Genomic DNA, 23495 nt, shown 5'->3' on the forward strand with positions numbered 1-23495 from the left:
GGTTATCCGAACTTACCCGTGATGTAGTCCTCGACGCGCTGGCTCCGCGGATTCTCGAAGATGCGGTCGGTGTCGCCGTATTCGACGAGTTCGCCGCCGGTCAGGAAGACGGCGGTCTGATCCGAGATGCGCGCCGCCTGCTGCATGTTGTGTGTGACGATGACGACGGTGTAGTCCTCGGCCAGGTCGGCGATGAGGTCCTCTATTTTCGCCGTCGCGATGGGGTCAAGCGCGCTCGCGGGTTCGTCCATCAGGATGACGTCGGGATCGGTCGCGAGACAGCGGGCGATACAGAGCCGTTGTTGCTGGCCGCCGGAGAGACCGAGCGCGTTGTCGTCGAGGCGGTCCTCGACCTCTTCCCAGAGCGCGGCGTCCCGGAGCGACTGCTCGACGAGTTCCGCCTCAGTCTCCCGGTCGTCGCGACCGAGGAGGCGGGCGAGGAATCCCTTGTCGATGTCGCCGTGTTTCCGCGGGCCGTAGGAGACGTTGTCGCGAATCGACTTCGGGAACGGGTTGGGCGCCTGAAACACCATCCCGACGCGTTTGCGGAGTTCGACCAGGTCGACGCCGTCCTGGTAGATCTCCTCGCCGTCGAGTTCGACGGACCCCTCGACGCGGGCGGCCGCGATCCGGTCGTTCATCCGGTTGAGCGAGCGGAGAAACGTCGACTTCCCACAGCCCGACGGACCGATGAGCGCCGTGACACTCTCGGCTGGGATGTCGAGCGAGACGCCCGTGAGCGCGTGATCGTCGCCGTAATACACGTCGAGGTCGGTCGTCGAGAGTTTCGTCTCGCCCGCGAACGAATACGTCAGCCAGTCGTCGCGGATCTCCTCGTCGGTTTCGCCGGTTGTCGTGCGGTCGGCGGCCTGTGCGTTGGTACCGGTGCGGTCGAGTTGTGCGTTACTCATGGTGTATCTTCCTCCGGAAGTAGCGGCGGCTCCCGACGCCGACGGCGTAGAGACCGATGACGACGAGGAGCAAGACGAGCGCCGTCCCCCAGCCGTACTCCGTACTGGAGAAGGCGGAATGGTCGAAGACGCCGGCGGTAATCGAGGAGTAGAGCTGATAGGGGAGGGCGCTGGCGGGGGAGAGCAGGGCGTCGTTGATGACGAACGGCGGCCGCGTGCTGAACCGGAACGACTGGAGCACCTGTGGTCCCGAACTCGGGAAGGGCGCGCCGCCGAACACGAGGAGCAAGGGTGCCGTCTCACCGGCGATGCGGCCGACGCCGAGGATGACGCCGGTGATGACGCCGGGCATCGCCGACGGGATGACGACGCTCCGAATCGTCTCCCACTTGCTCACGCCGAGCGCGGCGCTCGCGTCGCGGTGTTCGTCGGGGACGGCCTTGATCGCCTCGCGGCTGGTGATCAGGACGAGCGGCAGGAGCATGAACCCCAGCACCAACTGGCCGACGAAGATGGAGTTGCCGCCGCTGATGCGGGGGACGAGGAAGGCCAGCCCGAACAGGCCGAAGACGATACTCGGCGTGCTCCAGAGGCCGTTGGTCGCTACCTCGACGAGTTGGGTGAACCGGCCCTGTTCGGCGTACTCGGTGAGGAAGACGGCGGCGCCGACGCCGAGCGGGACGGCGAACGCGACGGCGCCGAAGACCAGCCAGAGCGTGCCGACGATAGCCGGCATGACGCCCGGCACCTCGACGAACAGGCCGCCGGGAACGCTCGTGACAAAGGGCGCTTCGATCCAAGGGAGCGACACGCCGAACAGGGACAGCGCGCCACCCGTGAGACTCGCTCCCGTCAGCACGACATCTACCCCCTGGACGACGATGAACGCGATGAGGAGCGCGAGCACGCCGAGTATCGAGAAGACGGCGATGCCGATGAGCGCGTACGCGCCGTACTGGCGCCCCTGCGCACCGTAGCCCCGCTTGGCCTTCGCGGCACACCAGATGCCGAGGAGCGCGCCGTGGACGACGAGGATGGGAACGAGTTCCGAGCCGGGGAACTCGGCGTCGGTCCAGCCGGGCGTCCAGATCCAGCCCACGTTGATGTGCCCGGCGACGATGACGTAGCCGAGGACTGCGAGCAGGAGGGCAACGGGAAGCGTCGAGCCGAGGTCCTCGCGGGGGAAGAGGGCAGTGGCCGAGCCGAGGACGCCCAGTGCGAGCGCGCCCGAGAGCCACACGACCGGTTCGTTGCCGCCCCACTGCGCCGCGGCGAGGCCACCGACGACGGCCCAGAGCAGGCCGACGACGGCGGCCACGGTGAGCCCGGCGTCGTCGGAGGGTGTGCCATCCACGCCGCCGAACCGAGAGCCGAGCGCGAGCGCCAACAGCCCGGCCGAGAGGACGAACAGGGAGCCGCCGAGCAGGTCGAACAGCCGGACTCCGAGGTAGCGGCTCCCCACGTCGAGCCACTGGAAGATGGTCGCCCACGACGCGATGAAGACGAGGGCCGCGGTGGCGATCAGCGCGCTCGACAGCACGCCACTGATCGACGAGTCGCGGACGACGAGTCCGGTGCGTTCGACGTTGCTCACGCGTTCTCACCCTCGAGCGTTCGGTGCATCCGCCACTCGATCCACTGGGAGGTGATGCTCAGAAGCATCACCATACCGAAGAGGACGACGCCGGCCGCGAACAGCGCGCTCATGTGGGTTCCGCTCGCGTTACCACCTTCGAAGGCGATGACCGTCGTCAGCGTCTCGCCGTAGTTGGTGAACACGTCGAAGACGGGCGTCGGGAACCCTTTGGTGTGTGAGAGCATCACCGTCGCGGCCATCGTCTCGCCCATCGCCCGGCCGACGCCGAGCAGGACGCCAGCGGAGACGCCGGACATCGCCGCCGGGATGGTGACGCTTTTCGTGGTCTGCCAGTCGGTCGATCCCATCGCCAGCGACCCGCGTTTCATCGACTCCGGGACGGTCGAGAGGGCGTCCTCCGCGACGCTGACGACCGTCGGAAGCGCCATGATGCCGATCATGACACCGGCGGCGAAGTAGGAGCCGATCGTCGGCGTCCGGAACTCCGTGTAGAGATACTGGTTGACGATGGTGAGTCCGATGAAGCCGTACGTGATGGAGGGAATCCCGGCCATGAGTTCGATGCCGGGTTTGACCACCTCTCGGAGGCGGGCGGGCGCTATCTCGCTGACGAAGACGGCGCCGGCGACGCCGAGGGGGGCCGCGATGGCCGTCGCGATGACCGTCGTGACCGCCGTGCCGACCATCATCGGCGTCAGCGCGTACACCCCGTTCTGTCCCCAGAGAGGCTGGCTCGTTCGCGTCAGCAGGGAGAGCCCCATCTCGCGGACGATGGGAGCCGACCGCAGCAGGAGGAAGACGACGATGAGCGACAGGACCGACACCGTCGCGACGGTCGTGAGGAAGGTCAGTCCCTTCACCAGTTCGGCCTGATAGCGCGTCCAGCCGACGACGACGGTCGCCAGAAAGGCGAGCATCGGGACGGCAGTCCACTGAGATCCCTGGAGGAACAGGCCGAACGCGGCGGCCGTCGACAGGCCACCGACGAGATACATCAGGAGCGCCCCGTCCTCGGTTCGCTGACGGGAGTTGCGAGCGAGCGTGGCGGCTGCTGAGAGTTCGTGCGTCGCGCGTGTGTGGATCGAGCGTAACATGCGAAATTGAGATCGATGGCCGGTGGATGCGCCGGCGGGTTACGAGAAGTTCGACGGCGCGACTTTCTCGCGCTCGGCTTCGAGACGGTCCTGCGGGAGCGCGAAGTAGTTGTTCGACTGGACGAAGTTCTCCTGCCCGAAGTCGCTCAGGACGAAGTTGAGGAAGGCCGCTTCCTTCCGTGAGGTACCCTCCCAGGTGTAGGCGTGGAGGTCACGCGAGAGCGGGTAGTCCTGCGCCCCGAGGTTATCGCCGTAGGAGTACGTCGTTCCGTCGATGACCAGGTCGACAGGTGGCGTCGCACCGTCGGGTTCGACGAACGCCAGGGCGATGTACGCGATGGCGTTGTCGGCCTGGGCGATGGCCTGCTGGAGCTGCTGGTTCTGCCCGAAGCGCTGGTCGGGACTTATGGGGGCGTTCGGATCGCCGAAGACGTTGGCCCGGAACGAAGTGTCAGTACCGGAGCCTTCGGCGCGACCGAGGGCGAGGATGTCGCGGTCCGGACCACCGACCTCGGACCAGTTGGTGATCTCCTGGCGATACATCGCGCGGAGTTCCTCGATGGTGATGCTCTCGACCCCGGCGTCGGCGATTTCGCGACTGACGACGATGGGCTGGCCGTCGACGCCGACGACGTGGTCGGTGAAGCTGTTCAGCGTCTCCTCGCTCGGATTCGAGCCAGCGAGTTCGGCCGCGGCGGGTGCGGATGAGTCACCGATGTCGACGCGACCCTCCATGACACCCTCGACGCCCGTCCCGGAGTGTGAGAGCGCGATACTCACGCGGAACGGCGGCACCGAACGCTGCCCCGTCGCCTCGTAGCCGTAGTCCTGGGCGAAGAAGTCAGCGAGCCGCATATCCGTGCCATACTCGTCCTGGGCCCAGGACTGCGGCCAGTAGTCTCCGTCGCCCGCCTCGGGGTTGGAGTTCCAGTAACTCGCCGCCGTGTTCGTGATGGGGAACACCGTCGAGGAGCCGTCACCGGTCAGGACGCTCGTGTCCAGACTACCCGACGACCCACCGCTCGTGCTCTGTGAGCCGGTCGAGCCACCGCTCCCACCGCTATCCATCGACTGTCCACTGTTGTCACCGGACTGGCTGCCACAGCCGGCGAGGCCCGTCACCGCACCCATACCGGCCACCGCCAGGAATTTGCGCCGCGATGCGCCATCGAGCATCCGTTTCGGGTCGGCTGGCATCACGAGAAACACTCCGGGAGGACACAAAGGGGCTTTATATGAGGTGTCCGGACCGGTACGGACGACAACGTGCCACACCGAGCGCTCGTGGGCCGTTGGGAGGCCTATGGAAGACTATATAGTTCCCCGTTGCCAGCGACGACGGAGCGGGGCCGCCTCACTCACCGACGGCGTCGGCGAGGTCGAGGGCGGCGTTCGCCAGCACGTTCGCCGACCGGTAGCAGTCGGCCCAGCTCGTGAACTCGTCTTCCGTGTGGCTCTTGCCGTCCTCGCTGACGGCAAACACCATCGCGGCGTCGCAGACTGACGCTGCGTGTGTCGCGTCGTGTCCCGCGCCGCTGACCATGCGCCGGCCGTCGTAGCCGAGGTCCGCCGTGGCGTCGGCGACGGCTTCGACCGGCCGGTCCGGGAAGTCGACGCTCGGTGCGTGCATCGTCCCCTCGACCTCGTAGTCGATCCCCTCGCGGTCGGCCGCGGCGGCCACCTCCGCCTCCATCCGCGCGACGGCCGTTTCGAGGACGCCCTCGCTGGGGTCGCGGAGATCGGTCGTGAACGTCACCGTCTCGGGGATGACGTTGACGGAGTCCGGCTGGACGTCGAGGGAACCCACCGTGGCGACGGTCCGCTCGCCGAGCGTTCCCGGAAGCCGTCTGATCGCGGTGACGACATCAGCGGCCGCGACCAGCGCGTCGGACCGGTGCTGCATCGGCGTCGTCCCCGAGTGGTTGGCCTGGCCGTGGAGGGTGATTTCGGCCCATCGAAGGCCGACGATACCGGTGACGATCCCCACGTCCGCGCCCGTCTCCTCCAAGTGCGGTCCTTGTTCGGGGTGAAGTTCGAGGTATGCGTGGTAGGGTTCGCGCGGTTCCGCCGGGTGGTCACCACGATACCCGATTCGCTCGAGTTCGTCGCCCAGTCGGGTCCCGTCGGCGTCCGTCTTCGCGTACTCCTCCTCGATGTCGTGAGCCCCCGCCCAGACGCCGCTGCCCTGCATCGCCGGCGGGAAGCGCGACCCCTCCTCGTTGGTCCAGTTGACGAGTTCGATGGGCCGTCGCGTCTCGATACCGCGATCGTCCAGCGTCCGGACGAGTTCGAGTGCCGCCACGACACCGAGCGCGCCGTCGTAGATCCCGCCGTCGGGCTGGGAGTCGAGGTGCGACCCCGCGAGCACCGGCGCGGCGTCGGGGTCGGTGCCCTCGCGACGCGCGAACGTGTTGCCGAAAGCGTCGATCCGGGTGTCGAGGCCGGCCGCCGTCGCGCAGTCGACGAACCAGTCGCGGGCCTCCCGGTCGGCGTCGGAGAGCGCCAGGCGGTGGAGGCCGCCTCCCTCGGTACCGCCGATCGCCGCCTGTTCCCGCATCGTCCCGACGAGTCGGTCGCGGTCGATATCGATCCTCATGTGACGCATCTATTCGAGCGGTGAGGGCTTCCGTGTGGCGGCGCATCCGGATCGCGGGTCATCGCTCCGACGGGAGCGTCCGCTCGCGGAGCGTCTCTACCTCCGCGCGAAGCCCCGCGGTGGTCGGCGCTCCGACGAACCGGGAGTCGACGCGCCCCTCCAGCGTGAACAGGATGGTCGGGGCGCCCGTCACGTCGAACTCGCGATCCAGCAGGCGCGGGCAGTCCGGACCGTAGACGGCGAGCGGGAGCAGGTCGTCGGGCGGGCCGTCGGCGAACAAGTCGTCGAAGTCCCCGCGCACCGCGTCGCAGGGCGTGCAGTCCTCCCGCCACGCGTAGACGACACACCGGTCGTAGAGGCCGACGAGTCGCTGGAGATCCGCGCCGTCGACGGGGAGAAACGCCTCGGGCGCGCCCTCGGCCGGCGGTCGCTCTTTGTCGGTCTGACCGATCACGGCCGCGAGCGCGAGCGCCCGGGCCGGCGACAGGTCGGGATCACGCTCCCGGAGAGCGAGATACCGGGCGAGGAAGTCGGGATCCGTCACCTGGCCCGCCGAGAGCGCGGTCGCCGTCTCCGGGTCGTCGGTCAACGAAGCAACCACCGTCCGTCGGTCGTCGGCGTCGGTGAGCGTCTGTCGGTAGCGTTCGACCGCGTCGTCGAACGCCGCCGTGGGGCGCACCTCGTCCCCGAGGGGCGCCTCGAACACGCCGCGCTCGACGAGTCGATCGATCGTCGCCTCTGTACTCTTCGTGTCGTGAGTGTCGTTGGTTGATGACATCGTGGAAGGGCTCGGGGCGTGGCCCGAGCGTGAACTCAGGTTCGCTCTCCGATCACCGACGCGACGCGCGCGGCGACGGAGAGGAGTCGAGCGTCGTCGAACGCCGACCCGACCAGTTGCAGGCCGACGGGGAGTTCCGCGGCCGTCCCGTTCGGAAGCGTCACCGCCGGGAGTCGGGTGACGTTCGCCGCCCGCGTGTTGCGGGCGTAGTCGAACTCCCAGTCGGCGGCGGCGTCGACCGGCGGGGCGATGTCGGGCATCGTCGGCAGGAGGAGGGCGTCGACGCCGGCGAGCGCCGCCTCGAAGTTCTCGCGGAGCCGTTCGCGGGCCGCCTGTGCGCGGACGTACGGGCGGCCATCGTGAGCCTCGACGACGCGCGCACCGGCAAGCAGTTTGCTGGCGTAGAAGTCGCCCAACTCGCCGCCCGCGCCGGCTCGCGCCCGCGCAAAGCCGGTCTGGAGCGTCTCGTCGACGCCACCACGGCGGTACGGCGCCGCCCCGTCCCGCCAGTGAGTCGCGAGTTCGACGAAGCTCAGCACGTTCTTGATCGGGCGGGCGTCGTGGAACGAGTCGACCGAGACGGAGCGGACATCGACGCCAGCGTCGGCGAGGGCGTCGATAGCGGCCATCGTGCGCTCCGCCACACGGTCGGCGACGCCCTCGCCCGTTCCCTCGTCGAGAACGCCGATCCGGATGCCCGCTGGTTCGGACGGGGCGGCGACCGCCTCGCGGTAGCCGCCGACGCGGTAGCCCGCGCGGCCCGCCGCTGCCAGGCTCGCCGGGTCCGCGTCGTCCGCCCCCGCCAGCGCCCCGAGGAGGGCCGCCGCGTCGGCGACGGTGTCGGTGAACGTCCCGACGTGATCCTGGGTGTAGGTGTTCTCGACGACGCCGGTCAGCGGAACTAGCCCGTAGGTCGGTTTGTAACCGACGACACCGCAGAAGGCGGCGGGGATCCGCACCGATCCGCCGGTGTCAGTGCCGAGGGCGGCGTCGACCCGATCGGTCGCCACTGCCACCGCGCTCCCGCCGGAGGAGCCACCGGCCGTTCGGTCGTCGTCGTAGGGGTTCGTGATCGGGGGGCCGTAGCCGGTCGTCCCCCGGGCGCTCCCCGCGAACTCGTCACAGGCTGTCTTGGCGGCTATCGTCGCTCCGGCGCCCCGGAGTCGGTCGACCACCGTCGCGTCCCGCGCAGGGACGAACCCCCGCATCGTCGCCGACCCACAGCGCATGGGAATGCCCGCGACGGCGACGACGTCCTTGACGCCGACGTCGACGCCGGCGAGGTGACCGTCCGCCGACGGCGGCACCGTGCAGTCGACCGCGACGGCGCTGTGGGGATCGTCGACGGGGTCCGCCCACGTTCGTTCCCCTGGAGGAGCGCCGGTCGGCGACGGCGCGTCGTCGACCAGCGGGCTGTGCGCGAGCGCGTCGAGACCGTCGAGCAGCTCGTTCACCGTCCGGGTGAGGTCGGCCGCGCGTTCGTCGTCGACCGGGATACCGAACCGATCGCCGAGGGCCACCAGTTCCGCCTCCGAGAGCGTGCGCATGGTCACGGTCGGTACGCGGCCAGCGGCCGACGCGACGTTGATGAGCGAGGGATCGTCGCGTGGGTCATGGTTACGGATCCAGACCCAGATCCTCGATGCACGGGAAGTCCTCGGCCGACGGCGTCTCGCCCTCGGGCCACAGCGGATCGAGGTCGGCGTCCGGCGGGTAGTGGAGATTGCCGTCGCCGTCCCAGCCCCAGCCGGCGTCTTCGAGCATCTGGCGAGCCATCTCCGGGTTCCCGGTCGGATCCTCGGCCTGCTTGTAGAGCATGTCCTCCGGGGGGAACATGGGGTGATTCTGCGAAATGTACGTCGGGTACATCTCGGGATCGACTTCGCCAGCCATCGCCACGTCGATCATCTGCTGGCGGTTCACCGTCGCCGCGACCGCCTTGCGGAACTCGGTGAACTTGCACGGCGCGGTGTGACAGGCGTACTGCAGGTTGAAGGCCGTGTGGGTGGCCGCGAACTCGGCCTGAGCGTTGTCGATTTCGTTGTTGACGCGTTCGGCGTTGGGCGGCGATATCTCCGGGGAGATCATACACTCGCCGGCTTCCAGCGCGGTGATCATGGTCTCCTCGTTGCGGTAGGCCTCGAAGATGATCGGCTGGGACGCCTCGTAGGTCGGGTGGCCGTCGTGTGGTTCCGTGACGACGCGCTGGCCTCGCTGGAGTTCGGTCACCTCCAGCGGTCCCGACGAGACGATGGGCGTCTCGAACTGGGCGTCGCCGGGGTTCTCGACCGCGCCCGCCGCCTCGAACGACTCCTTGTGAAGGATCCCCCACCGCATCAGCGTCGTGCGGGAGAAGGGGATGTACGGCTCCGTGAACGTAAACCGGACCGTCCGCTCGTCGGGCGTCTCGATGGCGTCGTAAGGGACCGGAGCAGCGCCGGGGTAGGCGCCGGTCTCGCCGCCGCGCTGGATCTGCTCGAACGTGAACTTCACGTCCTCTGCGGTGATCGGATCGCCGTTGGTGAACGTGGCGTCCTCGAACAGTTCGACGACGACCTCCTGTGAACTGACCACGTCGACCGAGCCGAGCAGTTCGGTCAGTTCGAAGTTCTCGTTGTACTTGTGGATCGGCGAGTGGATCATATGCTGCCACATCGCCTCCGGCATCGCGGCGGAGTGGGTCATCCAGTTCGAGGTTTCGGTCGCGATGGGGTTGATCGACACCACCATGTCCTCGCCATTGGTGGTGCTTGACTTGAACGCCCACTCGGCGTTCGAGCGGGCGATCCCGCCGTTGCCGATCCCGCCCATTTCGACCATGTCCGTCCGCCACGCACCGATGTTGGCGACTGGCGCGAGATTGCCGATCGCACAGTCTTCCGCCATGCGGGCGATCGTCTCGTAGATGCCCTGCTCGCGCTCCTCCTGTGTCTCGGCGGTAGTCTGTTCCAAAAGCAGACGCGTGTACTCGCAGTCGGCGTAGTTGGAGTAGTTGCTCTGTCCGTTAGCGCCGGCCCAGTCCAGCCGCATGTTGTTCAGCAGTTCCTGCGGATCGAGCCGGTCGGCCGCCGGAACCCACCACGTGAAGGAGATGTTGTTCGCCCGGTTGGCGTCGTTGGCCATCTGTGAGAGTTGGGTGGTGATACTCACCGGAACGACCTCCATCCCGACGCCGAGTTCGTTGACGCCCTGGCTGATGATCGGCGACATCTGTTCCTGGGTCGTCGTGAAGCCGCCGTAGTCAGACCAGTACTCCATCTGGAGGGACTGCACCCGCTCGCCCAAGTCGCCGCCGCTGGAGCCGCCACCACCGGAGCCGTCGCCGCCCGAACAGCCGGCGATGCTCGCGGCGCCCGCCGCACCGATGGCCCGCAGTACTGACCGTCTATCGATCGACTCATGCACAGTTCCGCTATCGTGTGCCATACACCGGACAACCAGACCGTACGTACATAAATTTACCGAGAAAGTGAATATTCATGTTGCCTGATCCGGCATTCTTTAATTTATGTTCAGAGGAATAGAGTGTTCGGCGTCAGTTGTCGACCCGGATGCGAGGGTCGATGACGCCGTACAGCAGGTCGATCAGGAAGTTCGAGATGATGACGAAGGCGGCGACGACAAAGAAGACGAACTGGACGACCGGGTAGTCGCGCCCGAGTACCGCCTCAACGAGCGTGAAACCGATCCCGGGCCAGTTGAACACCGTTTCGATCAGGACGAGGCCGCCGAGCGCCCGCGCCAGGGACACGGGGTAGATGGTGATCACGGGGAGGCTGGCGTGTTTGGCGACGTGGCGGAGGCGCTTGCCGACCGGCAGGCCGGTCAGCCGGTGGTACTCCGTGTAGTCCTGTCCCATCACCTCGACGACGCTGGTTCGCATGATGAGCGAAGGGATGAACAGGTACCGGCAGACGACCGCCACGAAGGGCAGGACGTAGTGGATGCCGAAGTCCGCCGAGGTGTAGGGCTTCCACCACGCTACCGCGTCGCTTCCGCCCGCGGACAGCATCCCGGATGTCGGAAACAGGTTGAGCCAGCTAGCGAACACCACGATCAGGATGATGGAGATGAAAAACGCGGGGAACGATCCGACGCCGATGACGGGGACGAGACCCAGTTTTTCGAGGCGACTCCCGCGTTTGCTCCCCGCTATCGTACCGATGAGGGCGCCAAGGAGGTACGTGAACGTCATCGCGGGCGCGACGAGGATGAACGTGTTGAAGATGCGCATCTTCACGAACTCCCAGACTGGGACGCGGTAGACCGGCGACTCGCCGAGGTTCCCCTGTGCGAGGTTCGTGATGTACCGCCAGTACTGGACGTGAAGCGGTTGATCGAGCCCCCACTGGGCACGGAGCGCGGCGAGTGACTCCTCGCTCGCGCCCGAGACGGCCATCTGTGAGGTGAAGTCACCGGGCATCGACCGGAACATGACGAACAGTGCGGTCAGGACCAGCCACAGCGTGAACAGCGTCTGGAGCCCCCGGACGGCGACGTAGCGTTTCATCGACGACATCGCTCGCGCACCCCCGTTGGCCGTCTCTTACCGCGGGGTCCGGTAGTCATCCCGTCCGATACGTCTCCGTCGTGGCTCCGACCGCCCCGCTCCGGGACGGGTCGGAACTCAGTCGGTCGTGATTGCATGAGTCTCCGAGGATGTCTGGTCGTGTTCGTAGTACTGGTGGCAGGCGACGTACCACTCGTCGTCCTCCTGGGTCCGGCGAGGCGTTCGCTCGCAGACGCTCTCGAACCGCGCCGCGAGTCGGTCGACGGCGGCTTCACGGTCGCCACGGGCGACCGATCTGAGCGCCGCTCGGAGCGTCGCCTCGTTCTCGCCGTCCAGTTCGGCCGAGAAGTACTCGGACTCGAGGGCCGCCGCGAGCGCGTCGGTGTCGGGAGCCCCGTCGAGTTGGTTTCGGATGCGGTCCATGGCGATGTCGTCCCGTTCGAGCGCCTCGCGGAACGCCATCACCTCCCGGAAGGCGGCCTGCTCCACGTCGATGTCGTCCGGTGGGATCACCTTCGGACACCGGTCACGGAACCGACAGCCGTCCCCGATATCGATCGGATCTCGCGGCGCTCCGGACATGTCCGTCCGCGGGCGGTCGTAGTGGGGGTCCGGGACCGGAATCGCCGAGACGAGCGCCTCCGTGTACGGATGCTTGGGATCGTCGAGGAGACGGTCGGTTGGCGCCGACTCGACGAACCGACCCAGATACATCACGTTCACCGTCTCGGCGATGTACGACACCGTCGAGAGGTCGTGTGAGATGTAGATCATCGAGGTGTCGTACTCGTCGATGAGGCCCTTCAGCATCCGCAAGACGGAGGCCTGCGTCGACACGTCGAGCATCGACACCGGTTCGTCGGCGAGAATCACGTCCGGTTCCAACACCAGCGCCCGGCCGATGGCGACCCGCTGCTTCTCGCCGCCGCTGAGGTTCGCCGGCTTGCGCTTCAGATACGCCTCCGGCGGGCGGAGTTCCACGTCTTCGAGGATCTGCCTGACTCGCTCGTCGCGGTTGCCGATCCCGTGGATCTTCAGAGGCTCTTTCAGCGACTCCTCGACGGTCATCTTGGGGTCCAACGAGTTGAACGGATCCTGGAAGATCACCTGCACGTTGCTCCGGTAGTCCTTCCAGTCCGCGTCGTCGAACGAAGACATGGGCGTCCCCTTGTACACCACGTCCCCGCCGGTGATGTCGTGGAGACCGATGAGCGTCAGCAGGAGCGTCGTCTTTCCGCACCCGCTCTCCCCGATGACGGCGACCGAGTCGTTGGCATCGAGCGTGAAGGAGACGCCGTCGACGGCCTGAATCTTCGAGGGCTCGCGCCGCAGGAGCGTATCGACGACGTTGGTGCTTTCTTCGAAGTATTTCTGCAGGTTGTCGATCTCGAGTAGCGGTGTATCGGTAGCCATCTCAGTCACTCTCCTCGACGGGTGTGGCGCTCCGATCATCGAGGTCGCTCGGATCGGTCGCGCCGTATCGTTCGTACAGTTCGTACGCCTCGTCGGCCCGGAAACAGGCCGCGGCGTGGGTGGCGTCGTCGCCGACGGGATCGAGCGACGGGGCGCTGTCACGACACTCCTCGACGGCCCATGGGCAGCGGTCGGCGAAGCTACACGCCGACACCGCGCCGAACTGCTCCGGGGGGTAGCCCTCGATCACCTCTAGCTCCCGATCCGGCTCGCGGATGTCCGGAAACGCCTCCTTGAACATGAACGCGTACGGGTGGCGAGGGTTGTCGTGAACCGCGGTCGTCGATCCACGCTCGGCGACCTGGCTGGCGTGCATGATCGCCACGCTGTCGCACGACTCGAAGATAACGCTGATGTCGTGGGTGATCAACAGGAGGCTCGTCTCGGCGTCGTCTTTCATCCGGTCGAGATACTTGAAGATCTGATCCTGCATGATCACGTCTAGCGCCGTCGTCGGTTCGTCGGCGATGACGAGGCTGGGTTCGAGAAACAGCGCGAGCGCGATGATCGCCCGCTGTTGCATCCCGCCCGAGAACTGGTGTGGGTAGTCGTCGATCCGACTCTCCTGGAGTCCGACCACGGCGAACATCTCCTTGAGCTTCTGGCGGATCTCCTCGTTCGAGAGGTCAGTGTGTACGCGACCGATCTCCCGGGCCTGCTCGCTCACCCGCTGGAGCGGATCGAGGCTGTTCATCGAACTCTGAGGGATCCACGAAATCTCCTTCCAGCGCAGTTTCTCGTTGAGTTGCGCGTCGGTGAACGACTGGATCTCCTCGCCGCGGTAGCGGATCGTGCCGGAGTCGATCCGTCCGTTGTCGTCGAGGCCGCCGATGATCGCCTTGGCGGTCGTGCTCTTGCCGGATCCCGACTCGCCGGCGAGCCCGAAGAACTCCCCCTCGTCGATACTGAACGAGGCGTCGGAGACGGCGGTGAGATCACCGGAGTCGGTCTCGTACTGGATCGTGAGATCTTCGACCTCGAGCAGTGGCTCGGACATGGTTACGCGGCCACCGTGTCGGCTTCGACCGACTCCCCGTCGGCCGTGATGAGATCCTCGTAGCCCCGTCCGAACATGAACGTCGACAGCACCGTGATACCGATCAGGAGCCCCGGTGTCAGCGACCACCACCACGCTTCGGTCATGTAGCCGGAGTTGAACGCGTTCCGGATCATCACCCCCCACGAGGGAGTGAACGGGGAGGCGACGCCGAGGAAGGTCAGACTCGCCTGGAGCATGATGGCGTAGCCGACGCCGAGCGCCAAGAAGAAAATCGCCATCGGCGCCACGTTCGGCAGGACGTGTTTGAGGATGATCCGCGGCGTGCTCGCGCCGGTCGCCCGAGCGACTTGCACGAACGGATACTGCTTGATCTGCAACGTCTGGGCCCGGATCACCCTCGCGCCGCCGCGCCAGAGGATCAATCCGATGACGAGGATCGAAGAGAGGAATCCGACCCCGAGGAACGTGATCATGACGATTCCGAACGGGATGAGCGGGACGCCGTAGGCGAAGTCGGTAAAGCGCATCAGCAACGTTTCGGTCCGCCCGCCGACGTATCCGGCGGTGATACCGATCGTCGTTCCGATCGTGAGTATCAGCCCACCCCCGAGGATGCCCGTGATCACGGTCGGACGGGCACCCACCAGCAGTCGCGAGAGGACGTCGTAGCCGGCGAACGTCGTTCCGAGCGGGTGATCGAGCGAAGGCGGTGCCGCACTCAGCACTTCGCCCGTCTCGTCGTCGTACTGCGTCTCTTCGATGTCGTACGGTGCGAGGGCCGGGCCGACGACCCCAAGGAGGGTGATCGACACGAGAATCCAGAAATACACCGCAGTCGTGCGGTCCTGGAGCATCAGCCGCACCCCACCGGTGAAATTCCTGACTATATGATTGTTTCGTATATTATCGAATGTTTGTTTTCTATTTTCTGCCTTTAGTCCACGTAGTACCATACAAATCCCCATACACAACGGAGATGAAAAGTCTTGTCCTCGGAGTGATCTCGGATGGTCGACCGGGGGAGAAAACCCCTTTGCCGTCCGACGCCGATCCCTCGATATGAACGCGAGCGTCGGCCCCTACGCCGGCCACGAGTGGCGGCTGATCCGCGAGGAACGCTGGTCGGGTCCGATGAACATGGCGCTCGACGAGATCGCGGCGGAGACGGCCGCCGAAGGCGGGCCGCGGACCCTCCGCGTCTACCGCTGGGATCCGAGTACCCTCTCGCTGGGCTACCATCAGGAGCCCGCCACCGTCGACTGGGACCACTGCGAGCGGGCGGGAATCGGCGTCACACGCCGCCCGACCGGGGGCGGCGGCATCTACCACGACGCTTACGGCGACATCTCCTACACCATCACGGCCCCGGCCGACGAACTCCCGGGGGATCTGATGGCGTCGTATCACCAGCTCTGTGCGCCGATCCTCGACGCCTTCGACCGGATGGGGGTCCCGGCGACGTTCGCCGAGACGGGCCGGCCCGCGCTGTACCCGCCCGCGTGCTACCTGCGCGAACTCCACTCCGCTCACGACGTGGTCGTGGGGGAGCGGAAGGTGAGCGGCAACGCCCAGCACCGACGGACCGACGCCGTCGTCCAGCACGGCTCGCTCACCTACTCGATGCGGCCCGAGCGCCACCTGTCCGTGTTCGCCGATCCCGACGCCGACGCCGCGACGTTTCGCGACCGGGTCACCGCGATCGACGAACACACCGACTGGAGCCGCTCGGAAGCGGTGACGGCCCTCGAGCGGGCGCTTCGGGCGTGGGCCGACGCCGAGGAAGGATCCTGGACCGACGGCGAACTCGAACGGGCGCGGACGCGCGCGGCGGAGAAGTACGCGAGCGACGAGTGGACGCGACGCCGGCCGGGCGAGCGCTACTGAAAGCCGAACGTCTCCGGTTCGGTGACGTCGAGCCGCTCCGTGATCGCCTCGTGAATTTCGTCGACGGGCGGCGTGTCACGCGTCGGATCGAGCCAGTGTTCGCCGACCCACCGATACTGGATCGTGAGGTCCTCGTCGACGAGGAAACACGAACGTCGGGAACGACGCGAGAGCCCGAGCGCGCGGTACGTGACGCCGAACGCGTCGGAGAGTTCGAGGTCCGTATCGGCAAAGAGCGGGAAGTTGAGTCCGAGGTAGTCGATGAACCGGCGGTGGAGGTTCGCGCTCGATTTGCTCGATCCGACGACCTGGACGTGTTCGCCGCTGGAGAACCAGTCGAAATCGCGGAACGAACACCACTCGTCGATGCAGTCGGGACTGAAATCCACCGTGTAGAAACTGAGCAACACCGGCCGGTCGGCAGCCAGCTCACTCAGCGCCGTCTCCTCGACGGTGCCGTCCGGACGCACGAGCGTCGTCGTGACATCCGCCACCTTCTCACCGACCGCGATCGGTTCATCCCGCGTCATACCGCGGCTTCGAGCGGCAAGGACAAAAACCGTTGCCTGACGGCGGCCACGCGGACGCTGGAACCCATGAATAAACCACATGCCGCGATATAGAATACAGCCGCCCGCCGAGTCGAAGCGCCTTTGCGCACCTGCCCCTTGTCGATAGTATGCGAGTCGGAGCACACGTCTCGGTCGCCGGCGGCGTCGACAACGCGATCGATAACCAGCGCGACGTCGGCGGAAACTGTGGCCAGATATTCACGCACTCCCCCCAGGTCTGGCAGAACCCGAACGTCGGTGACGGCGAAGCCGCCGCGTTCCGGGAAGGTACCGCCGCCCATCTCGACGGCCCCTGGGTGATTCACTCCTCGTATCTCGTCAACCTCTGTACGCCGAAGGCGGATCTGCGGGCGAACTCCGTCGACAGCATGCAGCGAGAAGTCGACGCCGCCGCGAAACTCGGCATCGACTACGTGAACGTCCACCTCGGCGCGCATACGGGCGCCGGGACGGCCGCGGGCCTCGACAACGCCGTCAGCGCGCTCGACGAACTCGATGTCCCCGAAGGGGTGACCGTCCTCATCGAAACCGACGCCGGTAGCGGCACGAAACTCGGCGGCGAGTTCGAACACCTCGCGACGGTGCTGGAGGAGAGCAGCCACGACCTGGGCGTCTGCCTCGATACGGCTCACGTCTTCGCCGCAGGCTACGACCTCTCGACACGGGCGGGCGTCGACGAGACGGTCGCCGAATTCGACGACGTGGTCGGTCTCGACAACCTCCACTGTCTCCACCTCAACGATTCGAAACACGGCTGCGGGACGAACAAGGACGAACACGCCCACATCGGCGAGGGGCTGATCGGCGTCGAGGGGATGCGCCGCATCGTCACGCATCCCGACCTCTGGGACTGCCCGTTCGTCCTGGAGACACCGACCGAGAACGGCAAAAGCTTCGCCTGGAACATCGACCGCGTCCGCGAACTTCGGGGATGAAGCAGTCGAAGAACCGTTCCGGACGGCACGGCGAGCAGCCCACCCGGCACACACGGCGTGACCTTCTCGCCGCCGGTGTAGGCGTCCTCGGGGCTGGAGCGTTTAGCCCGGCAGTCGCCGGCCGAGCGCATGGCGCATCGACCGTGACCGTCGCCACGCGCAACTGCTATCTCGGCGCCGATCTGTTTCGACTGCTGACGGCGGTGGCGACGGATGAGACGACGCTTCAGGAGGCGGTCGGCAACCTCGTGACGACGGTCGACCGCAGTCACGTCAGCCGTCGCCTCGATGCCATCGCGGCCGAACTCGAACGGACAGCTCCCGATCTGGTCGGGCTACAGGAAGTCGCTCTGGTTCGCACCGACGAACCAGACGATGCGTCGACGCCGACGGCGACGAACGTCCGCTACGACTTTCGGACGACGTTACTGGCGGCCATCGAGGAGCGGAATCTGCCGTATCGGCCCGTTGCGGCCACGAAAACGGCTGATTTTCAACTTCCGGCGGTGGTCGACGGAGACAGAATGGGCGTTCGCCTGACCGACCACGACGTGATACTCGCGCGGGATGGAGTGACGACGGGCGACCCGACTACCGGGACGTTCGACGCCGCGTTCTCAATGACTCGAAGCGGGCAGACAGTCACGATACGACGCGGATACGGCATCGTCGCTGCGACGGTTGGTGGGACGCGTCTTACGTTCTGTAACACGCATCTCGAATCGGTGTCGGCCGAAGCGAGACGGGCGCAGGCGGCCGAACTACAGGGACTCCTCGACGACCACGAGAATCCGACCGTCCTCGTCGGCGATCTGAACAGCGGGCCGGGCGCAACGACGGACGTGTACGACGCCCTCGCCGGGGCGTTCACCGACGCCGCGCCCGAGGTCGGGAACACCTGTTGTCACGCGTCGACCCTGCGGAACGCAACCCCGTCGCTCGATTCACGCGTCGACCACACGCTCGTCCGGGGCGATCTGCGAGCGACTGAGGCGACCCGGGTCGGTGCCGATCCGGCGACGCGGATCGCCGTCGACGATGAGCGCCTCTGGCCGTCCGACCATGCTGGGGTGGTGACGACGCTGACGCCGGCGTCAGCCGTCACAACGGCGACACCGACCGAGACACCCACCACATCTCCGACACCAGATATCACGGTGACGCCGACTGCGACGCCGGAACTCTCGGCCGCGTCCGGGCCCGGATTCGGCGTGGCGGCCGGCGCGCTCTCCGTGTTAGCAGCCCTTGCGGCCCGCGGGCAGCACGACGACGACTGACTTTTGAGGATGGACGAAGTACAGCCGGCGTGCGCAGATTCTCGGCCGATTACCTCCGCCGAACACGTGAGGGACTCTGGTCCTCACGGGCGGCGCTCGCCCCCCTCGACCTGCCGACCCGGCACCGCCTCCTCGACGTCGGCTGCGGGAGCGGCGAGTTGACGCGGGTGCTCGCCGAAGAGAGCGGCGGCGAGGTGGTGGGTGTCGACGCCGATCCGTCGCTCCTGGCCGTCGCCCGCGAGGAACTCGGCTGTCCGGTGGTCGCGGGCGACGCCAACCGCCTCCCGTTTCCCGACGCGACGTTCGACCTCGTGGCGTGTCAGGCGCTGCTCGTCAACCTCCCGGACCCGTTCGAGACGATCCGCGAGTTCCGACGCGTCACCGACGACTGTGTAGCCGCCATCGAACCCGACAACGCAGACGTGAGCGTCGATTCGACCGTCGACCGCGAGGCGGCGCTCGAACAGCGGGTCCGCGAGGCGTATCTCGAAGGCGTGGGGACCGACGTCGCTCTCGGCGACCGGGTGGCGGAGTGGTTCGAACAGACCGGCCTCACCGGGGTGACGACGCGTCGCCACTACCACCGAAAAGTCATCGAACCGCCGTACGACGAGGCTGATCTCCGCGACGCTACGCGGAAGGCGACGGGCGCGGGACTGGCCGATCACGAAGACGAACTCCGCCGAGCGGTCGGCGCGGAGTACGACGAACTCCGGGCGGCCTGGCGGGAGATGGGCCGCGAGGTGGTCAACGCGATGCGTGAGGGAACGTATCGCCGGGCCGAAGTGGTGCCGTTCGACGTGACCGTCGGACACGTCCCCGAGGCGTGAGTTGAAATAGGAGGGGGCGACCACCGTCGCCATGCGCTGACCCCCGCCGCGAAGCGGTCCGCGCCAGCGTGACACGCCGCTTCGCGATACGCCGGTGTCACCAGTTCGCTACACCACGTCACCGCGGACGGTCCGACCCGTTCGCTCGGCGCGGCGTTCGCGCATCGCCGCAGCGGCCTCCGCGGCCGTCCCTTCGTCGAGTCCGAGCATCTCCAGCGCCTCGGAAAGCGTCGGAAAGGCGAGTTCGCCACCGCGGAGTTTCGCCATCGCGTCGGCGTCACGCTGGCCGTCGACCCACAGACAGACGCCGCGGGGATCGAGGCTCTGTTCGGGCGCGTCGCGGGCCATCGCCCCGCGCAGGCGTTGGGTGACGTTGTCCGTAAACGACGCGTTGCACACCTCCAGGTGAATCGGCTCGTCGGCGCCGGTGAGGTGCGCGGCGAGACAGCGCTCCGGCGCCGCGTGTCCGTTGTCGTTGGCGCGGAGGTGTTCGGGATGGGCGGCCGCCCAGTCCGCGTCGACGGTCTTCCCGACGCCGGCGACGCCGTACTGCTCTCGGAACTCGGCCTCACGGTCGGCGTCGCCGCGCATGTGCAGATCCTTCGTGAGATAGACATCGAGACGGTCGATCGGATCGAGACCGAGCGCCACGTCGCCGTACACCCACACCTCCCGAACGGGAACGGGCAGGTGAGCGTCGCCGTTGGCGGCTCGCTCCACGATGTCGACGATCTCCGCCACGCGGTCGAGTGCCGCATCTCGCTCCATCGGCCGCCCTTTCGTCCGGGCGGCCAAAACGGTTTCTCATACTGCTGGCTGTAAGTCGATCAAGGACTCCGTCACCCCGGAGTGATGGAGCTCTTGAAACAGTTACAGCCGACAGTATCACCGAGACGAAACGGTGATACGGACCGGCCGGCAAGGGTGCGGCGATGGAGTGTGACAAGTGCGGCCGCGACGCGGTGATGCATGCGGCGTACTCCGGCGCCCACCTCTGTGACAAGCATCTCCGCGCCTCGGTCGAGAAACGAGTGCGCCGGCGCGTCCGCGAGGACGACCTCCTCTCGGCCGACGCCTCGCCCGAGGACCCCCAGACGTGGGTCATCGGTCTCTCCGGCGGCAAGGACAGCGTCGTCCTCACACAGATCCTCCACGACACGTTCGGCCGCGACCCGCGGGTCGAACTCGTCGCGCTCTCGATCCACGAGGGTATCGAGGGGTATCGCGACGAGAGTCTGGATGCCTGCGAGACGCTGACAGAGGAACTGGACCTCCGACACGAAGTGGTGTCGTACGCCGAGGAGTTCGGCGTCCGGATGGACGATGTCGTGGAAAAAGACCCCGAAAACATGGCGGCCTGTGCGTACTGCGGCGTGTTCCGCCGCGACCTGCTGGAGGAGTACGCCGAGGCCCTCGACGCGGACAAACTGCTCACGGGCCACAATCTCGACGACGAGGCCCAGACGGCGCTCATGAACTTCTTCGAGGGCGACCTGAAACAGATCGCCAAACATTTCGACGCGAGCCTCGGCCCCTTCGACCGCCGGACCGACAGCGTCCACTTCGTCCCCCGAGCCAAGCCGCTCAGGGACATTCCCGAGAAGGAGGTAGCGCTGTACGCTCACCTGGCCGATCTGCCGGCCCACATCACGGAGTGCCCCCACGCCAGCGAGGCCTACCGGGGCGAGATCCAGGACCTCCTCCTGAAGATGGAGGAGAACCACCCCGGGACGCGGCACTCGATCATGGCCGGCTACGAGGAACTCGCCGAACTGGCCGCTCAACGATACCGCGGCGGCGACGGCAGCCGCGATCTGGGCGAGTGTGAGCGCTGCGGATCGAGCACGAGCGGTCGAATCTGCCGAAAATGCCGACTCGTCGAATCGATCGAAGCGGTGTAAGACGCGAGAAGAAAAGTCGTCGGGGTCGTTACCGGATGACGTCGACGCCGTTGCGCTTGTCGGTCTCTTCGCGACCACCGTCGGACCAGGACGCCTGATCCTGGCCGGCGTTCTCGCTCGCGTCGAATTCCGAAACGTCCTCGCCGTTGAGGCTCTTGCGGGACTTCTCCGCCTGGCGCTGGGTCGACGGCCCGAGTACCTGGGCGCTCTGCACGCCGGTCATGATCGCCATGACGCGGACCTTGCCCTTGTACTCCTCCTGGATCCGAGCGCCCCAGATGACGTTGGCGCTCGCTTCCAGTCGTTCGGTGATGTTGTTGGCGATGCCCTCGGCCTCTTTCAGCGTGAGGTCGGGACCGCCGGTGATGTGGACGAGTCCGCCGGACGCGCCGCGGTAGTCCACGTCGAGCAGGGGGTGGTTCATCGCGTCGCTCACCACTTCCTGGGTCTTGTTCTTGTCTTGGGTTTCACCGACGAGCATCACTGCGACGCCGCCCTGGTTCATGATCGTGGACATGTCCGCGTAGTCCAGGTTGATGAGCGAGGGCTGCGTGATAGTCTCGCTGATGCCCTTGACCGTCTCGGCGATGATCTGGTCCATCACCGAGAACGCCTTGCCGATGGGCAGGTTGGGCACGTAGTCCAGCAGGCGGTTGTTGTCGAGGACGATGATGGAGTCGGCTTCGCCGCGAAGCTTCTCGAGTCCCTCTTCGGCCTTGACCGTGCGGGCGCGCTCGACGTTGAACGGCGTCGACACCATGCCGACGACGATGGCGCCCTGTTCTTTGGCGATCTTGGAAACGACGGGCGCGGCCCCGGTCCCGGTCCCGCCACCCATGCCGGCGGTCACGAAGACGAGGTCGGCCTCGCCGAGGACTTCCTTGATCGTTCCCTGGGCCATCTCGGTGGCGCGCTCCCCCATCGAGGGGTCGCCACCGGCACCGAGTCCCTGCGTCAGCGACTTGCCGACGAGGATCTTGGTGTCGGCCTCGATCATCTGCAGGTGCTGTTTGTCGGTGTTGATCGCGACGGTCTCCGCACCGTCGACACCGATGTTGTAGAGACGATTGACCGTGTTGTTACCGGCCCCACCGGCGCCGACGATGACGATACGCGGGTCGCCAAAGTCGTCGCCGTCTTCGTCTGCGTCGCGCTGTTCGGCCTCCTCGCGTTCGATGGCGTCCTGGACGAATCCCTGCATCGTTACACCTTCGCCCAGCTGCGGCCGCTGTTGCGCTTGTCGTCACGGGACTCGCTCTGTTCGTTGAGCATCTCGCGGACGGCCGATCGGATGGCTTCGCTGCGGTTCGGGTACTCTCCCGTCTCCACCATCTGTTCGACCTCCTCGATCTGCTGCTTCGGAATTCGTAGTGTCACACGCTCCATGTTTACATTCCCCCGGTAAGACGGACGGAGCCACGCTCCGTGTGTGTCTTACACGTTTGAGCCGGATGATGGGGCCTGTTGCGCCCCAAAGCCGGCGTCCCTGTAAGACGGCCGTCTTACGCAAACGTACCAACAAACCAATACCTTATAAAACTAACGGCAGTTGTAAGACAACCACCCCGGTTTTCGTAAACGTCCGATTGGTTATGCCCGATCGAGCACGTCCGCAGCGGGGGTCCGTCGACCGCAGCTCGGGCAGAACGCCCAGTCCGACCGCAGCTCGTCGCCGCAGTCACAGAACACGCGGTGTGCCGATTTCTCCCCGCAGTTCGGACAGTAGACGTGCCCGGCAGACATCTCCTCGCCACACTGGGAACACGTGCTCTGTCGGTCCGTCGCGTCGTCGTCGGTGTGGTCCGGTTGCGTCTTACGCGTCGTCGCCTCGGCGTCCCGTTCGACCGACACGTCCGAGGGGTCGGTCGCGTCGCCGTCGAGCGTGACGTTTACGTGAATCTCCGGCGGGTCCCGCGGGGCAAACGCCGACTCGGTGAGCAGCGTTTCGATCAGCTCCGTGGAGACGCCCGCCGGTCGGTCACGTTCCGTGCCGTCGAGGTAGGTGCGCAACGCTTCGCGCATCACCTCGCTTTTGGAGGCGTCGAACTCCTCCAACTGCTTGACGAGGTCATCGTCGGCACGGAACGTGATCTTGCTCATCGTTCACAGCCACACACCCCTATTATTTAAAATCTTC

22 protein-coding genes are annotated in these 23495 nt (G+C 66.5%); 5 read left to right on the top strand and 17 right to left on the bottom strand.

The genetic code is table 11. From position 1 onward, the window contains the following. Window positions 1–2: 2 nt before the first annotated feature. From pstB to MXB53_RS12120, 12 genes are all read right to left on the bottom strand, one after another. Window positions 3–911, bottom strand: a complete 909-nt coding sequence (gene pstB / locus MXB53_RS12065) for a phosphate ABC transporter ATP-binding protein PstB (protein WP_248897790.1) — start codon at window positions 909–911, stop codon at window positions 3–5. Continuing rightward, window positions 904–2505 (bottom strand): phosphate ABC transporter permease PstA, encoded by a 1602-nt coding sequence (gene pstA, locus MXB53_RS12070; RefSeq protein WP_248897791.1) that lies wholly within the window; start codon window positions 2503–2505, stop codon window positions 904–906. The genes pstB and pstA overlap by 8 nt, the downstream gene beginning before the upstream one ends. After that, on the bottom strand, window positions 2502–3602 hold the full coding sequence (pstC, locus tag MXB53_RS12075) for a phosphate ABC transporter permease subunit PstC (RefSeq protein ID WP_248897792.1): 1101 nt from the start codon (window positions 3600–3602) through the stop codon (window positions 2502–2504). Before pstC ends, pstA begins: the two co-directional genes overlap by 4 nt. A gap of 39 nt (window positions 3603–3641) precedes the next feature. Beyond that, window positions 3642–4799, bottom strand: a complete 1158-nt coding sequence (locus tag MXB53_RS12080; protein ID WP_248897793.1) for a PstS family phosphate ABC transporter substrate-binding protein — start codon at window positions 4797–4799, stop codon at window positions 3642–3644. 157 nt (window positions 4800–4956) lie between these two features. Beyond that, a complete protein-coding gene (locus MXB53_RS12085; protein WP_248897794.1) occupies window positions 4957–6198 on the bottom strand; it encodes a Zn-dependent hydrolase in 1242 nt (413 codons plus the stop codon). 58 nt (window positions 6199–6256) lie between these two features. Then, entirely contained in the window at window positions 6257–6976 is a 720-nt protein-coding gene (locus MXB53_RS12090; RefSeq protein ID WP_248897795.1) for a TlpA family protein disulfide reductase, read from the bottom strand. Between the two features lie 35 nt (window positions 6977–7011). After that, the gene (locus MXB53_RS12095; protein ID WP_248898113.1) at window positions 7012–8523 is read right to left on the bottom strand and encodes an amidase; all 1512 of its coding nucleotides are present in this window, start codon (window positions 8521–8523) and stop codon (window positions 7012–7014) included. A gap of 70 nt (window positions 8524–8593) precedes the next feature. Beyond that, window positions 8594–10402: an ABC transporter substrate-binding protein gene (locus tag MXB53_RS12100; RefSeq protein ID WP_248897796.1), complete on the bottom strand. Its 1809-nt coding sequence runs from the start codon at window positions 10400–10402 to the stop codon at window positions 8594–8596. A 109-nt stretch (window positions 10403–10511) separates the two neighbouring features. Then, a complete protein-coding gene (locus tag MXB53_RS12105) occupies window positions 10512–11486 on the bottom strand; it encodes an ABC transporter permease (protein WP_248897797.1) in 975 nt (324 codons plus the stop codon). A gap of 117 nt (window positions 11487–11603) precedes the next feature. Then, complete coding sequence (locus MXB53_RS12110; RefSeq protein WP_248897798.1) at window positions 11604–12899, bottom strand: oligopeptide/dipeptide ABC transporter ATP-binding protein; 1296 nt, start codon at window positions 12897–12899, stop codon at window positions 11604–11606. Between the two features lies 1 nt (window position 12900). Beyond that, a complete protein-coding gene (locus MXB53_RS12115; protein WP_248897799.1) occupies window positions 12901–13956 on the bottom strand; it encodes an ABC transporter ATP-binding protein in 1056 nt (351 codons plus the stop codon). A gap of 2 nt (window positions 13957–13958) precedes the next feature. Beyond that, window positions 13959–14813 carry an ABC transporter permease gene (locus tag MXB53_RS12120; protein ID WP_248897800.1) on the bottom strand — a complete coding sequence of 285 codons (855 nt, stop codon included), beginning with the start codon at window positions 14811–14813 and terminating at the stop codon, window positions 13959–13961. A 205-nt stretch (window positions 14814–15018) separates the two neighbouring features. Between MXB53_RS12120 and MXB53_RS12125 the strand changes: the two genes are divergently transcribed. Then, the gene (locus MXB53_RS12125; protein WP_248897801.1) at window positions 15019–15843 is read left to right on the top strand and encodes a lipoate--protein ligase family protein; all 825 of its coding nucleotides are present in this window, start codon (window positions 15019–15021) and stop codon (window positions 15841–15843) included. Here the strand turns inward: MXB53_RS12125 and MXB53_RS12130 are convergent. Further along, a complete protein-coding gene (locus MXB53_RS12130) occupies window positions 15837–16373 on the bottom strand; it encodes a redoxin domain-containing protein (RefSeq protein ID WP_248897802.1) in 537 nt (178 codons plus the stop codon). The two genes, MXB53_RS12125 and MXB53_RS12130, sit on opposite strands and share 7 nt — an antisense overlap. A gap of 149 nt (window positions 16374–16522) precedes the next feature. On the opposite strand from MXB53_RS12130, the gene MXB53_RS12135 reads away from it, so the two are divergent. From MXB53_RS12135 to MXB53_RS12145, 3 genes are all read left to right on the top strand, one after another. Then, on the top strand, window positions 16523–17350 hold the full coding sequence (locus MXB53_RS12135; RefSeq protein ID WP_248897803.1) for a deoxyribonuclease IV: 828 nt from the start codon (window positions 16523–16525) through the stop codon (window positions 17348–17350). A 143-nt stretch (window positions 17351–17493) separates the two neighbouring features. Further along, window positions 17494–18627: an endonuclease/exonuclease/phosphatase family protein gene (locus tag MXB53_RS12140; protein ID WP_248897804.1), complete on the top strand. Its 1134-nt coding sequence runs from the start codon at window positions 17494–17496 to the stop codon at window positions 18625–18627. Between the two features lie 29 nt (window positions 18628–18656). Beyond that, window positions 18657–19457, top strand: a complete 801-nt coding sequence (locus MXB53_RS12145; RefSeq protein ID WP_248897805.1) for a class I SAM-dependent methyltransferase — start codon at window positions 18657–18659, stop codon at window positions 19455–19457. Between the two features lie 108 nt (window positions 19458–19565). Here the strand turns inward: MXB53_RS12145 and MXB53_RS12150 are convergent, their stop codons facing one another. Further along, complete coding sequence (locus MXB53_RS12150; RefSeq protein ID WP_248897806.1) at window positions 19566–20225, bottom strand: DUF7095 family protein; 660 nt, start codon at window positions 20223–20225, stop codon at window positions 19566–19568. Window positions 20226–20389: 164 nt separating this feature from the next. On the opposite strand from MXB53_RS12150, the gene ncsA reads away from it, so the two are divergent. Continuing rightward, a complete protein-coding gene (gene ncsA, locus MXB53_RS12155) occupies window positions 20390–21358 on the top strand; it encodes a tRNA 2-thiolation protein NcsA (RefSeq protein ID WP_248897807.1) in 969 nt (322 codons plus the stop codon). Window positions 21359–21386: 28 nt separating this feature from the next. On the opposite strand, the gene ftsZ is transcribed toward ncsA, so the two are convergent. The 3 genes from ftsZ to MXB53_RS12170 form a co-directional block, all read right to left on the bottom strand. After that, on the bottom strand, window positions 21387–22559 hold the full coding sequence (gene ftsZ / locus MXB53_RS12160) for a cell division protein FtsZ (RefSeq protein WP_248897808.1): 1173 nt from the start codon (window positions 22557–22559) through the stop codon (window positions 21387–21389). Between the two features lie 2 nt (window positions 22560–22561). Further along, window positions 22562–22744 carry a ribbon-helix-helix domain-containing protein gene (locus MXB53_RS12165; protein ID WP_248897809.1) on the bottom strand — a complete coding sequence of 61 codons (183 nt, stop codon included), beginning with the start codon at window positions 22742–22744 and terminating at the stop codon, window positions 22562–22564. 204 nt (window positions 22745–22948) lie between these two features. Beyond that, window positions 22949–23458 (bottom strand): double zinc ribbon domain-containing protein, encoded by a 510-nt coding sequence (locus tag MXB53_RS12170; protein ID WP_248897810.1) that lies wholly within the window; start codon window positions 23456–23458, stop codon window positions 22949–22951. Between the last annotated feature and the right edge of the window lie 37 nt (window positions 23459–23495).

The organism is Haloplanus sp. XH21, assembly GCF_023276355.1.
GTDB classification, from domain to species: domain Archaea; phylum Halobacteriota; class Halobacteria; order Halobacteriales; family Haloferacaceae; genus Haloplanus; species Haloplanus halobius.

Excerpts from the sequence above, each read along its gene's own strand:
- MXB53_RS12170 (WP_248897810.1), bottom strand. The coding sequence starts at position 23,458 with ATGAGCAAGATCACGTTCCGTGCCGACGATGACCTCGTCAAGCAGTTG.
- MXB53_RS12115 (WP_248897799.1), bottom strand. The coding sequence starts at position 13,956 with ATGTCCGAGCCACTGCTCGAGGTCGAAGATCTCACGATCCAGTACGAG.
- MXB53_RS12105 (WP_248897797.1), bottom strand. The coding sequence starts at position 11,486 with ATGAAACGCTACGTCGCCGTCCGGGGGCTCCAGACGCTGTTCACGCTG.
- pstB (WP_248897790.1), bottom strand. The coding sequence starts at position 911 with ATGAGTAACGCACAACTCGACCGCACCGGTACCAACGCACAGGCCGCC.
- MXB53_RS12165 (WP_248897809.1), bottom strand. The coding sequence starts at position 22,744 with ATGGAGCGTGTGACACTACGAATTCCGAAGCAGCAGATCGAGGAGGTC.
- MXB53_RS12120 (WP_248897800.1), bottom strand. The coding sequence starts at position 14,813 with ATGCTCCAGGACCGCACGACTGCGGTGTATTTCTGGATTCTCGTGTCG.
- MXB53_RS12100 (WP_248897796.1), bottom strand. The coding sequence starts at position 10,402 with ATGGCACACGATAGCGGAACTGTGCATGAGTCGATCGATAGACGGTCA.
- MXB53_RS12110 (WP_248897798.1), bottom strand. The coding sequence starts at position 12,899 with ATGGCTACCGATACACCGCTACTCGAGATCGACAACCTGCAGAAATAC.
- MXB53_RS12130 (WP_248897802.1), bottom strand. The coding sequence starts at position 16,373 with ATGACGCGGGATGAACCGATCGCGGTCGGTGAGAAGGTGGCGGATGTC.
- MXB53_RS12085 (WP_248897794.1), bottom strand. The coding sequence starts at position 6,198 with ATGAGGATCGATATCGACCGCGACCGACTCGTCGGGACGATGCGGGAA.
- ftsZ (WP_248897808.1), bottom strand. The coding sequence starts at position 22,559 with ATGCAGGGATTCGTCCAGGACGCCATCGAACGCGAGGAGGCCGAACAG.
- MXB53_RS12150 (WP_248897806.1), bottom strand. The coding sequence starts at position 20,225 with ATGGAGCGAGATGCGGCACTCGACCGCGTGGCGGAGATCGTCGACATC.
- MXB53_RS12125 (WP_248897801.1), top strand. The coding sequence starts at position 15,019 with ATGAACGCGAGCGTCGGCCCCTACGCCGGCCACGAGTGGCGGCTGATC.
- pstC (WP_248897792.1), bottom strand. The coding sequence starts at position 3,602 with ATGTTACGCTCGATCCACACACGCGCGACGCACGAACTCTCAGCAGCC.
- MXB53_RS12090 (WP_248897795.1), bottom strand. The coding sequence starts at position 6,976 with ATGTCATCAACCAACGACACTCACGACACGAAGAGTACAGAGGCGACG.
- MXB53_RS12095 (WP_248898113.1), bottom strand. The coding sequence starts at position 8,523 with ATGCGCACGCTCTCGGAGGCGGAACTGGTGGCCCTCGGCGATCGGTTC.
- MXB53_RS12135 (WP_248897803.1), top strand. The coding sequence starts at position 16,523 with ATGCGAGTCGGAGCACACGTCTCGGTCGCCGGCGGCGTCGACAACGCG.
- MXB53_RS12080 (WP_248897793.1), bottom strand. The coding sequence starts at position 4,799 with ATGCCAGCCGACCCGAAACGGATGCTCGATGGCGCATCGCGGCGCAAA.
- ncsA (WP_248897807.1), top strand. The coding sequence starts at position 20,390 with ATGGAGTGTGACAAGTGCGGCCGCGACGCGGTGATGCATGCGGCGTAC.